Raw genomic sequence first — 13,527 nt, 5'->3', positions numbered from 1 at the left:
TTTTCGGATGGCTGTACTCGGTGAGCTCGAACGGGCTGTTATGGATCATCTGTGGTCGACGAGCGAACCGCAGACGGTACGTCAGGTACACGAGGCGCTCGCTGCAAAACGTGAACTCGCGTACACAACGGTGATGACGGTGCTACAGCGTCTCGCGAAGAAGGATCTCGTGACCCAGGAGCGCGACGACCGCGCGCACCGGTACGCACCCGTATCGGGGCGTGACGAATTGGTGGCGAGCCTGATGGTCGACGCACTGCAACAGGCGGAATCGAGTGGCCGAGCGGCAGCGCTCGTACATTTCGTCGGTCAGGTCGGCGCTGACGAGGCCGCTGCATTGCGCGAGGCTCTTGCCGAACTCGAAAAGTCCGAAGCAGCGAAGGCCCCGCCGAACATCGACAAGAGCAGCAGTCATGCGCCGTGAACCTGCTGATTCCTCGAATCCGGGAGACTTCGTAGGGAACACTGTCACCCGATGAACATCGCCGCGCCGGTTTTCGGCCTCCTTGCACTGTTGCTGGCAGGTCCCGCACCGGCGTTGCTCGCTCGCGCAACATGGCCTTACCGGGCGCCGCGGGCAGCGCTCGTGCTCTGGCAGGCGATCGGTCTCGGCGCAGTACTTTCGGCATTCGGGTCCGGCTTGGCAATTGCTAGCGAACTCCTCGTGCCCGGCGCGAACGGCCGTCCGACCACATCACCGACCAAAGAGATCGACGCGCTCGGCCTCCCACTCTGGACGATCTACGTCGTCGTATTCGCCCTCACCCTGCTCGTCGGCGCTCGTCTCATCTACGCGGTTCTGCGGGTCGGGGTGCTCACCCGGCGCCGACGTGCCAGGCATCGCATGCTTGTAGACCTACTCGACCGCAGCGCGAACGACTCGACCCGCGTGCACTCCGCCGACATCCGCGTCCTCGAAGCCACCGAACCCATCGCCTACTGCCTGCCGGGCCTCCGCCGACGAGTTGTGTTGAGCGAAGGCACATTCGCCAGCCTCGACGAGTCCGAGCTCAAGGCTGTGCTCACCCACGAACGGTCGCATCTGCGCGCGCGTCACGATCTGGTTCTCGAAGCCTTCACGGCAGTGCACGAGGCTTTTCCCCGGTTCGTGCGCAGCGGGTCGGCGCTCGGATCGGTGACGTTGCTCGTCGAGCTTCTCGCCGACGACTCCGCCGTGAAGGTCACCGGTCCGACTCCCCTCGCGCGCGCGTTGGTCGCCTGCGCCGGGTCAGCAGCCCCCGACGGTGCGCTTGCAGCAGGCGGACCCCACACACTCATACGCGTGCAGCGGCTCAGCGGCCCAGCCGGTGATGTGCGAATTGCGTTGGCCGCCTACACCGCTTCGGCAGCCATTCTGGTGATCCCGACCATCGCCGTAGCCGTGCCATGGCTGGTCGAGATCAAACGGTTGTTCACCGCCTGACCTGCCGGAGTAGTCCACGTCACGTTCGCGGAATCGTTATCGACGGGTGGAATCGCGTACACTCGATAACGGCCGCCAGAGTGGCCGATTGAATCAAGTGGCGCATCGCCCGATCCTCTGCAAAGCGGAAACCGGTGAGCCGTGCCCTGGCTCGTCCCTTTGTGCGTGCTGCATCGACAGCTACCGCTCCGCGACGTGCCCTATGTCCGGAGAGGTTTTACTGCGTGTCCAACGCTGCCCTGAATGACCCTGCCCAAAATATTGTTGCCGCCGATGACGTCGCTTCGAGCGACGCCGTCGCGCTGACGTTCGCCCAGCTCGGCCTTCCCGAGCCTGTTGTCGCCGCACTTGCGCGCAACTCCATCACCGTTCCTTCGCCGATCCAGGCGAAGGCACTTCCCGACGCGATCGCCGGTATCAACGTCCTCGGCCGCGCACAGACCGGTTCCGGCAAGACCCTCGCGTTCGGTCTGCCGATGCTTGCGCGACTTGCTCGCCACACCGACCGTCCGGCCGCCAAGCGACCGCGTGCACTGGTACTCGTCCCGACCCGCGAGCTCGCGTTCCAGGTCGTAGATTCCTTGTCTCCCTACGCAACTGCGCTCGGCCTTACCGTGCGTGCAGCTGTCGGCGGCACACCGTTCAACAAGCAGGTCGACCAGTTGCGCCGCGGCGTCGACATCCTTGTCGCAACGCCTGGCCGCCTCGGCGACCACATGCGTCAGAACACCTGCGTGCTCGACTCGATCGAAATCACCGCGCTCGACGAAGCCGACCAGATGGCCGACATGGGCTTCCTGCCCGAGGTTCGCGAGATCCTCGGCCAGACCCGCTCCGACGGTCAGCGCCTGCTGTTCTCGGCGACGCTCGACCGTGAGGTCCAGTCGCTCGTTCGCCAGTTCCTGCCCGACCACGTGCAGCATTCGACCGAAGACGGCCGCGCGAGTGTCGACACGATGGACCACTACGTCCTGCTCGTCGATCGTGGCAACAAGGACAAGGTCCTGGCCGAGATCGGCGCCCGCTCGGGCCGCACGATCATGTTCGCCCGCACCAAGCTCGGCTGCGAGGGCATCACGGATCGACTTCGTGCACTTGGCATTCCGGCCGAGGCGCTGCACGGCGGCAAGGCACAGAACCAGCGGACCCGCGTCCTCGAGCGCTTCAAGAACGGCCGCACCCCCGTACTCGTCGCAACCGATGTCGCAGCCCGCGGCATCCACGTCGACGGCATCGACCTCGTCGTCCACGTCGATCCCCCGGCCGACCACAAGGACTACCTGCACCGCGCCGGTCGCACGGCACGCGCAGGCGAGAAGGGCACCGTCGTCGCGATCGTGCTTCCGAACCAGCGAAACATGATGCGCAAGTTGACGTCCATGGCCGGCGTCAAGGCGCAGCTCGTTCCCGTCGCACCGGGTTCGACCGAATTGGCCTCGATCACCGGAGCACAGCAGCCGAGTGGCGAGCCGATTCCGGAGCCAACCGTCCGCGGTGGCCGTCGCGAAGGTGGCTACGACAGCCGCTCCCGCGGACCGCGCCGCGAAAGCACCGGATACCGGGGCGACCGCACGACCGATCGTGGTCCGCGTCGCGAGTACTCGCCGCGCCGCGAGGCCGCTCCCCACGCACCGGCCGCACCGCATGCACCCCATGCACCGCGTCGCGATCCGGCTCGTGCGGATGCACCTCGTACCGGTTCGACGTCGGGCGGCTTCCGTGGTCGTGCCGATTCCGGCTCTTACGGCGGTTTCGAGCGTCGTGATCGGCGCACCGTATAGCGTCTCGACCTGATGGTCACATCAGCTACGTTCTCCGACCTGGGCCTGCCACCTCTTCTGGTGCAGGCCCTGCGTCGTGAGGACCTCCTCGCACCGTTCCCGATTCAGGCTGCGGCCATACCGGATGTGTTGGCAGGCAACGATGTTCTGGGTCGCGCACCCACCGGTTCCGGTAAGACGCTCGCGTTCGGGCTGCCGATGCTCGCCCGCCTTGTCGGCGCGCCGACCAAACCCGGCCGGCCGCGCGGGTTGGTGCTCGTACCGACACGCGAGCTCGCCCAGCAGATCGAACGTGCACTCGACGACGTAGCGATCGCGCTCGGTCTCCGTGTTGCCAGTGTCGTCGGCGGTGTCCCGCTCAAACGCAACGTCGAACGTCTCACGCGTGGTGTCGATCTCCTCGTCGCGACGCCGGGCAGACTCGTCGATCTCGTTGCGCAAGGATCTGCATCGCTCGAGGACGTGGCGATCACCACCATCGACGAGGCCGACCGACTGGCCGACCTCGGCTTTCTGCCCCAGGTAATCGATTTGCTCGATCGCACGCCGAGCGATGGTCAGCGCCTGTTGTTTTCGGCGACGCTCGACAACGACGTCGACGGCCTCGTCCAGCGTTACCTGCGGTCGCCGGTGAGCCATTCGGTCGCGCTCGCGGTCGAGGTTCCGACGATGACCCACCATCTGCTCTACGTCGATCACCACGACAAGCCCGCTGTGATCGCCGAGATCGCTTCGCGCCAAGGCAAAACGATCATGTTCGTGCGGACCAAGTTCGGTGTCGACCGGGTCGTCGACGCGCTGCGAGCGGTCGGCGTCGAGGCCGGTGCCATGCACGGCGGCAAAACTCAGCACCACCGCACTCGGACGCTCGCAGGTTTCGCCGACGGTACGACGCCTGTGCTCGTCACGACCGACGTCGCCGCCCGCGGCATACATGTCGACGGAATCTCGTTGGTCGTGCACGTCGATCCGCCGATCGATCCGAAGGACTACCTGCACCGAGCTGGTCGTACCGCGCGTGCCGGTGAAGCCGGCGTCGTCGTCACGCTCGTCACCGAGGATCAACGCCAGGAAGTCGAGCGGATGACTCGTCAGGCCGATGTGGAGATCGCCGCAATCGATGTCCGCCCCGGCGACCGCGCGATGATCACCATCACCGGTGCGCGCCGACCGAGCGGCAAACGGGTTCCCGTCGCTGCTCCCCCTGCGCCTGCCCCGAAGCCTCGTACGCCCAAACACGAGAACAAGTCGGCACGTCGCGCACATTCACACCGCAGGCGCGGCGCACACTGATCGGGTGTCCGGACTCCCCATAGCGTCGATCGCGTGCGCACTCCTAGCTGCCCTCCTCTTCGCCTGTGCCGCCGTCGCGCAACAAAGTGCCGCAGCAGCTGTGCCCGAAGGCTCCTCGCTCGTCACGGGGATACTGCGCAGCCCACGCTGGTGGGCAGGCCTGATCGGTGACGGCGGTGGTTATGCAATGCAGGTGGCTGCCCTCGCGCTCGGGTCCGTGTTGGTCGTGCAGCCGATCCTGGTCTGCTCGCTTGTGTTCGCGCTGCCGCTTGCCGCGCGCTTCGCCGGCCGGCGAATCAGCGCTCGAACCTGGTTGCTCGCGGGTGCACTTGTCGCAGCGCTCGGGGTGTTTCTCGTTGTCGGCGATCCGACAGAAGGCAACTCGGACGCACCGCTCGGCGATTGGGTGCTGCCGCTGGCGATCCTGATAGGCGTCGTCGTCGCTGCAACTGTCGCGGGCCTGTCGCGCATCGAAGCGCACTGGCGCGCACTACTTCTCGGTGCCGCCAGCGGATTGCTCTACGGTCTTGCGGCAGCCGTGACGAAGTACGTCACCGACCTCTTCTCCGACGGCCTCGGCGCCGTGTTGACCAGCTGGCAGACCTACGCGCTCGTCGCAGCGGGCGCCGCAGGAGTGTTTCTGCAGCAGAAGGCATTTCAGGTTGGTCCGATCTCGGCGTCCCTGCCTGCGGTCACCATCGCCGAACCACTCGGCGCGATCTTCATCGGTATGGCCGTCCTCGACGAACGGCTGCGCACCGGCGATCTCGGGCTCGCGGCGACCATCCTCGCCGTCGTTGTCATGCTGGCGACAGCGCTTGCACTGTCACGGTCGCAGGTGGACGCGGCCGAAGGCGCCGGCTCCGCGAAGAACTAGCCGGGACGCACGGCAACCAGTCCGGTCACCGTGCCCTGCAGGTAATCCCCGGCCGCGCTGATGAGCGCCGACATCTGCAGGGTGTCCCCCGCCAGTGTTCCCGGCAATTCCTCTGTGGCGAGCACAGCACCCGAATTCGGGTCGAGGACGGCGAAGGCGAATCCGTCGAGCGGCGTCGTCACATCGCCTGCACCGGGCAGCGATCGGCGGACGACGGTGTAGAGCAGTCCGTCGGCGATCGACAGGTGCGGCACCGCGGCACTGCGAATCCGGTTGTCCCACAAGACGGAACACTGTCCCGCCGCCGAAACGTCCACGCGCGTCATCCCGCCGGAAAACGGCGCGCTCGACGGCACGGCTGGGCCTGCGCCCTCCGGAACCGTCGGATACGGATAGCCGTACGTACCGGCGACGAATACCGAACCACCTACGCCGACAGGCGAATTTTCGCTACCCGGACCGCCTCGCGCGAGGACGGGCACCGCGCAAACCGGTTCACCCGTACCGGAACGGAACACAAGCAGTTCGACAGCATCCGCGGCGTTGTCGACGATCGTCACGTACTCCGAACCCGTCTGCGGACCGAAATACGTTGGCGTCGAACCGGTTCCCCAACCGAGTTGACCAGGTTTGCGACCGAGGCCGCGGTCGTAGGCTGCTCGCCAGCGAACCTGTGGTCGGCCGGTTTCGTCGGCAACCAGTTCGTAGAGTGCGGCCGTCGTGGCGACTGCGGTGCCGGTCGGTGAGGTCGAGATGCTGTTGCTCACCTGTTCACCGGCAGGCAGGGCGAGCGTGCGCGCTACGCCGGTCGCATCGACGACTCCGACGATCCCACTACCAGTCGCGAACCAGACGTTGCCCCGCCAGTCCGGCGCTAGACCGGTCACGTTGTCGCCGTTGGGTATTGCGCCCGTCAAGTCGATTGCTTCGTCGATCGACAATTGCCGACCGCCGTCGGTCGTCGCGTGGTGTGCGACGCGCACCAGTCTGCGTTCGCCGTCCACCACGACGAGGCGATCGCCGTTGTCGAGGTAGGCGTACACACCTCCGAGCAGGCTGCCCTTCGGCAACGCAATTTGCGCGAGTGGGATCGGCCCGCGTGGATCGATCAGGTACACCGTCGGAATCTGTCCGACGATCGACGTGCAGAGTGCGACCACCAACGAATCCGAGCCCTGCAGGATCGTCGGACACGCTGCGCCGAGCGGCAAGGCCTGCACGGTCACGGGTCCGGAGCCGGGCCCAGCGAGCGGCGTCGCGTCCGAGGAGCCTGCGTCGCCGTGCATGGTCGACGTTCCGATCGGACCGAGATAGGGGTTCGCCGGGGCGAGCGGTCCCCAAGTCGGCGTCGCCGCCGAGGGACCGACGCCGGCCACCAGCGCAACGGCGACGACGGGCAGCAAAACGCGAGTGCACCACACAGCGGCCGAGCCTAGCGATCGGCCGAGAACCCCTGCGCAGCGCCGCTTTTGACAGTCTCCCCACCGGCTTTCGAGGTACCACATGAACCCCAATAGTCACATCCGCACCACCCACCCCATTGGTAACGGAGTGGATACCATTCGGAACCGGTTCGGTCGCTTTGTGGCGCGGGAGTTTTCGTCATGCGAATCTTCGTTCCGCGTCCGTCGGGGATTTGCTCGTCCAACTTGCGTGAACCTTCACGCTGCACCGAATGGAGCTTCACATGTACCGCTCTCGTATTGTCCGCACTCTGATCGTCGCCGGCGCAGGCGTCACGATCGCAGCCTCCACCGCCCTTTTCGCACCAGGTGCCGCCAGCGCAGGCAACGGCAAATGCATCCAGCAAGAAGGCGCGACCGCATGCATGGTCTTCGAAAACGAGCCGGCGCCCGAGCCCCCGCCTGCCACGCTGTGCCTCGGATCCCTGTGCTTGCCCGTCCCGCTCGGCAGCAGCTAGCCAGTCTCGAATTTCGACGGAGGTGGGTGTGTGCGCACGACGTGCACACACCACAACCTTCGAGCGACGCCGCTGTTGGAGAGGGTGCTGTAACCATGTTCGCTTTTCGTAAGTCCGCGCGACGGCTGACCGCGGCAACGATCGTCACGTCGGCGCTCGCCGCAACCGCGTTCGCGACAGCCGCTCCCGCCGCCGCCGAACCCGGCGCCGAGCCCGCGTCGCTCGAACAGACCGAAGTTCTGAGCGACCGCCGTCTCAACCTCTACGTGTACTCCGGTGCGATGGACCGCATGATCAAAGTGCAGGTGATCAAGCCGGCAGACACCAGTGCACCGCGGCCCGTGCTGTATCTCCTGAACGGCGCTGGCGGCGGCATGGACGGCGCCAACTGGGACTCGCAGACCGATCTGGACGGCTTCTTCGCCGACAAGAACGTCAACGTCGTCATTCCCAACGGTGGTGCATTCAGCTACTACACCGACTGGCAGCGGCCGGACCCCGTGCTCGGTCGCCCCATGTGGACAACGTTTCTCACGCAGGAGTTGCCTCCGATCGTCGACGCCGCACTTGGTACGACCGGGGTGAACGCGATCGCGGGTGTGTCGATGGCAGGCAGCTCCGCCCTCGCTCTCGCGCAAGCCGCGCCCGACCTCTACAAGGCGGTCGGCGCCTACAGCGGCTGCGCCGAAACGAGCACTCCGATCGGACGTCAATTCGTACGACTGGTCGTCGAGGGACGTGGGCGAGCGAACACCGCAAACATGTGGGGACCCGGCGACGACCCTGCGTGGGCCGCAGCCGACCCATTCGTCAACGCGGAGAAACTACGTGGCAAGCATCTCTACATTTCTTCGGGCACCGGACTCCCCGGCATCCACGAGACTCTGGAGAACGAACGGTTGAAGGACAACCCCATGATGCTTGCCAACCAGGCGGTGACCGGCGGCATCATCGAGGCAGCGACCTTCGGCTGCACACAGCATCTCGCCATGCGCCTCGGCGAACTCCAGATTCCAGCGACCTTCGACTTCCGCCCGACCGGCACTCATTCGTGGGGCTACTGGGAAGACGATCTACACAATTCGTGGCCGGGCTTCGCAACTGCTATCGGGCTCTGACCGAACTCGCCGACCCCTCACGATCACCTGGTCCCGCGTAGCATCCAAACGTGCAGTTCCTACCAGGCCACACGCCGCCATACGACCTGACGTACGACGACGTCTTCCTCGTCCCGAACCAGACGGACGTCACGTCGCGCTTCGACGTCGACCTCTCCTCCGCCGACGGTTCGGGTACGACGATCCCGATCGTCGTCGCAAACATGACGGCGGTCGCGGGCAAGCGGATGGCCGAAACAGTCGCTCGCCGAGGCGGTCTGGTCGTACTCCCCCAGGATCTGCCGACGGCGGCGGTCGCGTCGACCGTTGCCTTCGTCAAGAGCAGGCACCTGGTCGCGGACACACCGGTCGTGCTCGGACCCGACGATTCGGTTTCCGATGCTGTCGCGTTGTTGCACAAGCGCGCACACGGTGCGGCGATCGTCGTCGTCGACGGTAGACCGACCGGCGTCGTCACCGAAGCGGCATGTACGGACGTCGATCGGTTCGCTCGCCTACGGTCCGTCGCTGCAACGGATTTCGTGTCCGTGCCCGTCTCGACGTCGCCGCGTGAGGTGTTCGAACTGCTCGAGTCCAAACATCTCGGCGTCGCCGTCCTCACCCATCCCGACGGGACGCTCGCAGGTGTGCTCACCCGCACTGGCGCGGTCCGTGCCGGGATCTACCGACCTGCGGTCGATGCGGACGGCAAGCTTCGGATCGCCGCGGCGGTCGGGATCAACGGCGACGTCGCGGCCAAGGCGGAGGCACTCGTCGACGCCGGTGCGGATCTGCTTGTGATCGACACTGCGCACGGACATCAGAACAAGATGCTGGAAACCTTGCGTGCGGTGCGAAAGCTCGATCTCGGCGTACCGCTCGTCGCAGGCAACGTCGTATCCGCCTCTGGCACACGAGACCTCGCCGAGGCAGGCGCCGACATCATCAAGGTCGGCGTCGGTCCTGGCGCAATGTGTACGACCAGGATGATGACAGGCGTCGGTCGTCCGCAATTCTCGGCGGTATCCGAATGTGCCGCGGCTGCAGACGAACTCGGCGTCCACGTCTGGGCCGACGGCGGTGTTCGCCACCCCCGCGACGTCGCGTTGGCAATTGCGGCCGGCGCCGCCAACGTCATGATCGGCTCGTGGTTCGCAGGTACCTACGAATCGCCCGGCGACCTCCGCATCGACCGCGCGGGCAACGCGTACAAGGAAAGCTTCGGCATGGCGTCCAAACGAGCGGTCGCCGCACGCACGGCAACCGACAGCGGTTTCGATCGCGCACGCAAGGGTTTGTTCGAGGAAGGGATCTCCAGTTCGAGTATGCGACTCGACCCGGAACGCCCTGGTGTCGAAGATCTCATCGACCACATCTGCGCAGGCGTTCGCAGCACCTGTACCTACGCGGGGGCCCGCACGCTGGGTGAACTACACGACAAAGCCGTTCTCGGAGTGCAATCACCCGCAGGCTTCGCCGAAGGGCGGCCGTTGCCGTCGGGCTGGTAACCCACAGTTACGTCCACACGCGCACAGCCCGGTAGGATGGTGCACTCGAGTTGGTCGAACGAAAGGAACCAGGTGCCTGAGGCACCCGAATGCAGCAGCGCCACACCCGTAACGGGCGAGCGCAGCGCGGATTCCACATCAGGTGAGTCGGCTTCCGAGAGTTCTACTTCGGAGGGGTCCTCTACCGAGCCGGGAGAGAAACCCGGCGCCCCCTGTTCACTCGATGTCCGACGGCGGCGATAGCCGATGGCCATTGCAATCACCATCCTGAGCTTGCTCGGCTTTGTCGCGTTGACAGCCGGAACAGCGCTCTTCGTCGCAGCCGAGTTCTCGCTCACTGCGCTGGAACGTAGCACCGTCGATTCGCACGCCCGCGACGGTGACCGCCGTGCCAGGCAGGTGCAGAAGGCTCATCGAACCCTCTCGTTCCAGCTGTCCGGAGCGCAACTCGGCATCACGATCACAACGTTGATCACGGGCTATATCGCCGAGCCCGTGCTCGCTCGCCTCATAACGCCGCTGCTCTCACGCGTCGGCCTTCCCGACGTCGCGGCGTCCGGCATATCCCTCGCCTTGGCGCTGATTCTTGCGACCTCGCTGTCGATGGTCTACGGGGAACTCGTTCCGAAGAACATCGCGATCTCGCGTCCGCTGCCCACTGCCCGGTACACAGCGGGTCCACACGCCGCGTTTTCCACAATCTTCAAATGGGCGATCAACGGACTCAACGGCGCGGCCAACTGGATCGTCCGCCGACTCGGTATCGAACCTGCCGAGGAGTTGCGATCGGCGCGCTCGCCGCAGGAACTCGGATCGCTTGTTCGCACGTCGGCGCAGCGCGGCGCGCTCGATCAACGCACGGCCCTGCTGGTCGACCGATCGCTGCAGTTCGGCGAACGTAGCGCTGAGGAACTGATGACGCCGCGGGTCAAGATCGAAACCCTCGACACCACGGCGACCGTCGCGGATCTCATCGCGGCCGCATCGCGCACAGGCTTCTCGCGATTCCCGATCGTCGACGGCGATCTGGACAACACGATCGGCTTCGTGCACTTCAAGCAGGCGTTCACCATTCCTGCCGCACGGCGAAAGAAGACTCAGCTTTCGACTATCGCGCGCACCGTCCCGATCGTGCCGTCCAGCCTCGACGGCGACGAAGTTCTCGAGCGGGTTCGAGCGGACGGCATGCAGGTCGCGCTTGTCGTCGACGAATACGGCGGCACCGCAGGCGTTGTCACCCTCGAGGACCTGATCGAGGAAATCCTCGGCGACGTTCGTGACGAACACGATCAATCCGACCTCGACGTCAAACGAGTCGGCGCCAGCTGGAGTTGCTCCGGGTTGCTGCGTATCGACGAGATCTCCAGCGCGACGGGATACCGAGCACCTGAAGGGGAATACGACACGTTGGCCGGACTCGTACTCACTGAACTCGGACGAATTCCGACGGCGGGCGACGAAGCGGTCTTACCGTTGCACGGTATCGACGAATACGACCCCGACCACGGCGGGTGGATCGCTCGCGTCGAGCGGATGGACGGCCGCCGTATCGACCGAGTGTTGTTGACACCGGTACCGGTCGAGGTCCTGGCGTCGAAGCGGAGCCACGATGAATGACTACATAGGCGTCAGCCTCACCGTACTCTTGCTGCTCGGCAACGCCTTTTTCGTCGGTGCCGAATTTGCCCTGATCTCCGCACGCCGAGACCGCTTGGAAGCCCTTGTGGCGCAGGGCAAACGCGGCGCCAAAACAGTCATCAAAGCGGGTGAGAACCTGTCGTTGATGTTGGCTGCCGCACAGCTCGGCATCACGATCTGCTCGATTCTGCTCGGTCGCGTTGCCGAGCCTGCGATTGCGCACCTGATCGAAGTTCCGCTGGCCGCGGTCAACGTGCCGCCGGGTCTACTACACCCGATCGCGTTCACGCTCGCGCTCTCGCTTGTCGTCGTCCTGCACATCCTGCTCGGCGAAATGGTCCCGAAGAACATTGCGATCGCAGGCCCGGAACGGACCGCATTGCTGCTGGTTCCGGTGCATCTGGCGTGGCTGCGGATCGCCCGACCACTCATCGCGTCGTACAACTTCTTTGCGAACCTGACATTGAAGATGCTGCGAATCGAGCCGAAGGACGAGCTGGACGCCACCGTCTCCGCGATCGAACTCGCCGAAGTCATCGGCGAATCGCGGTCCGAGGGCCTCCTCGACGCCGAGGAACACCGCAGACTCACGCAGGCGTTGGAAACCGCGGACCGCACGGTCGCCGACGTCGTCATACCGCTCGACAAGGCGCGCTGTGTGCCGTTGATCGGTGGTGGAACGAAGCTCGGCCTCGTCGAGCAGGCTGTCATCGAGACCGGCTACTCGCGTTATCCGGTGCGAGCCAACGACGGTTCGCTCGCCGGCTACATCCATCTCAAGGACGTGCTCGACGAGATCATGGACGACAGGGTCGGTCCAGACACGATCATTCCTCGGACCGGGATTCGCGCGCTGCCGACCGTCACCGTCACCACGCCGCTCTACGAGGCGCTCGGCAGACTGAGGCGCGCCAGCAGCCATCTCGGTCGGGCCGTCGACCTGCACGGGAACACGGTGGGAATCGTTGCGCTGGAGGATCTTGTCGAAGAGTTCGTCGGCACGGTCCGCGACAGCACACACAAGATCACCGATGTCGTTCCGGGGCGCCAGACGTAGCCGATGGAGGCACTGACCGAGGAAGACTGGACGACACGTCGTGATCGGCACGCCGCTCGGGTCGCGGCGTTGATCGACGGTCCTGACGCTGTATCCGGTGGCGGTCGCCGATCCGATCCTGTCGTCGACTTCCTGTTCACCTACTACCCACAACGTCCTGCGCAGTTGCGGCGCTGGCATCCGGGTTTCGGCGTCGAGCTGTGCGGTCCGTCGGCGCTCGAGTACTCGACCCTGAAGGGGTATCGACCGACCGCAGCGGGCGCGACCGCCGATCACGCGTACCTCGAGAAGCGACGTTCGACGGTCGAGTTCGTCGCAGCATTGTTGTCTGCGACGGCGGCCCGATCCGCAAACCTCGGCTGCTTCGGGCTGCACGAGTGGGCGATGGTCTATCGCGGTGGACCGGAGGCGTTGCGGCACAGTGTTTCGCTACGGCTTGGCCACGAAGGTACGGATGCCGTGGTCGAGTCGATGAACCTGCGGTGCACCCACTACGACGCGTTTCGCTTCTTCACGCCCGCCGCCGAGCCCCGCAACGTCGAGCCGCTCACCCGCAGCCACCAGATCGAACGCGAACAGCCCGGTTGCCTGCACGCATCGATGGATCTCTACAAGTGGTGTTACAAGTTGTCGCCGCTGCTCGACTCCGATCTCGAGCTCGATTGTTTCGAACTCGCCCTCGCTGCACGCGAACTCGACATGCGGGCAAGTCCGTACGACCTGTCGTCCTATGGCTACGCACCGGTGCCGATAGAAACCGCCGCAGGCCGAGCGGAATACGTTCGAGGGCAAGCCGCCCTGGCCGAGCGGTCGGTCGAGGTGCGCGCGCGCCTGCTGGCCCGGATACGCGAGTGGGTGTGACGCTCAGCGCCCACTGACCGAGTTTTGGGACGGGATCCCGTCCCAAAAGGTCACGAATGGGCGCTGAGCGT

Annotated in this window: 12 protein-coding genes; 11 read left to right on the top strand and 1 reads right to left on the bottom strand. The window is 65.4% G+C overall.

The window, feature by feature from the left end:
- Positions 1 to 7: 7 nt before the first annotated feature.
- The 5 genes from ACHIRB_RS29005 (at position 8) to ACHIRB_RS28985 (ending at position 5,374) form a co-directional block, all read left to right on the top strand.
- Entirely contained in the window at positions 8 to 424 is a 417-nt protein-coding gene (locus ACHIRB_RS29005) for a BlaI/MecI/CopY family transcriptional regulator (protein ID WP_395115539.1), read from the top strand.
- 51 nt (positions 425 to 475) lie between these two features.
- On the top strand, positions 476 to 1,423 hold the full coding sequence (locus ACHIRB_RS29000; RefSeq protein WP_395115538.1) for a M56 family metallopeptidase: 948 nt from the start codon (positions 476 to 478) through the stop codon (positions 1,421 to 1,423).
- 302 nt (positions 1,424 to 1,725) lie between these two features.
- Entirely contained in the window at positions 1,726 to 3,204 is a 1,479-nt protein-coding gene (locus ACHIRB_RS28995; RefSeq protein WP_395115619.1) for a DEAD/DEAH box helicase, read from the top strand.
- Positions 3,205 to 3,216: 12 nt separating this feature from the next.
- Positions 3,217 to 4,497, top strand: coding sequence for a DEAD/DEAH box helicase (locus ACHIRB_RS28990; protein ID WP_395115537.1), 1,281 nt, complete (start codon positions 3,217 to 3,219; stop codon positions 4,495 to 4,497).
- 4 nt (positions 4,498 to 4,501) lie between these two features.
- Complete coding sequence (locus ACHIRB_RS28985) at positions 4,502 to 5,374, top strand: DMT family transporter (RefSeq protein WP_395115536.1); 873 nt, start codon at positions 4,502 to 4,504, stop codon at positions 5,372 to 5,374.
- Here ACHIRB_RS28985 and ACHIRB_RS28980 read toward each other — a convergent pair.
- The gene (locus ACHIRB_RS28980) at positions 5,371 to 6,795 is read right to left on the bottom strand and encodes a hypothetical protein (RefSeq protein ID WP_395115535.1); all 1,425 of its coding nucleotides are present in this window, start codon (positions 6,793 to 6,795) and stop codon (positions 5,371 to 5,373) included. The genes ACHIRB_RS28985 and ACHIRB_RS28980 overlap by 4 nt on opposite strands.
- Positions 6,796 to 7,061: 266 nt before the next feature.
- On the opposite strand from ACHIRB_RS28980, the gene ACHIRB_RS28975 reads away from it, so the two are divergent.
- The 6 genes from ACHIRB_RS28975 to ACHIRB_RS28950 all read left to right on the top strand — a co-directional run bounded on the left by ACHIRB_RS28975 (position 7,062) and on the right by ACHIRB_RS28950 (position 13,456).
- Entirely contained in the window at positions 7,062 to 7,295 is a 234-nt protein-coding gene (locus ACHIRB_RS28975; protein ID WP_395115534.1) for a hypothetical protein, read from the top strand.
- Positions 7,296 to 7,390: 95 nt separating this feature from the next.
- Entirely contained in the window at positions 7,391 to 8,413 is a 1,023-nt protein-coding gene (locus ACHIRB_RS28970; RefSeq protein WP_395115533.1) for an alpha/beta hydrolase, read from the top strand.
- A 50-nt stretch (positions 8,414 to 8,463) separates the two neighbouring features.
- Positions 8,464 to 9,900, top strand: a complete 1,437-nt coding sequence (locus ACHIRB_RS28965) for a GuaB1 family IMP dehydrogenase-related protein (protein WP_395115532.1) — start codon at positions 8,464 to 8,466, stop codon at positions 9,898 to 9,900.
- 246 nt (positions 9,901 to 10,146) lie between these two features.
- Positions 10,147 to 11,517, top strand: coding sequence for a hemolysin family protein (locus tag ACHIRB_RS28960; RefSeq protein ID WP_395124401.1), 1,371 nt, complete (start codon positions 10,147 to 10,149; stop codon positions 11,515 to 11,517).
- Positions 11,510 to 12,595, top strand: a complete 1,086-nt coding sequence (locus ACHIRB_RS28955; protein WP_395115530.1) for a hemolysin family protein — start codon at positions 11,510 to 11,512, stop codon at positions 12,593 to 12,595. Before ACHIRB_RS28960 ends, ACHIRB_RS28955 begins: the two co-directional genes overlap by 8 nt.
- 3 nt (positions 12,596 to 12,598) lie before the next feature.
- Positions 12,599 to 13,456, top strand: a complete 858-nt coding sequence (locus ACHIRB_RS28950; protein WP_395124400.1) for a 3-methyladenine DNA glycosylase — start codon at positions 12,599 to 12,601, stop codon at positions 13,454 to 13,456.
- Positions 13,457 to 13,527: the final 71 nt, after the last annotated feature.

The sequence above is a fragment of the Antrihabitans spumae genome, assembly GCF_043944905.1.
Classification (GTDB): Bacteria; Actinomycetota; Actinomycetes; order Mycobacteriales; family Mycobacteriaceae; genus Antrihabitans; species Antrihabitans spumae.
Note: the sequence above shows the minus strand (reverse complement) of the source record. Positions and strands in the feature narration are given on the sequence as shown.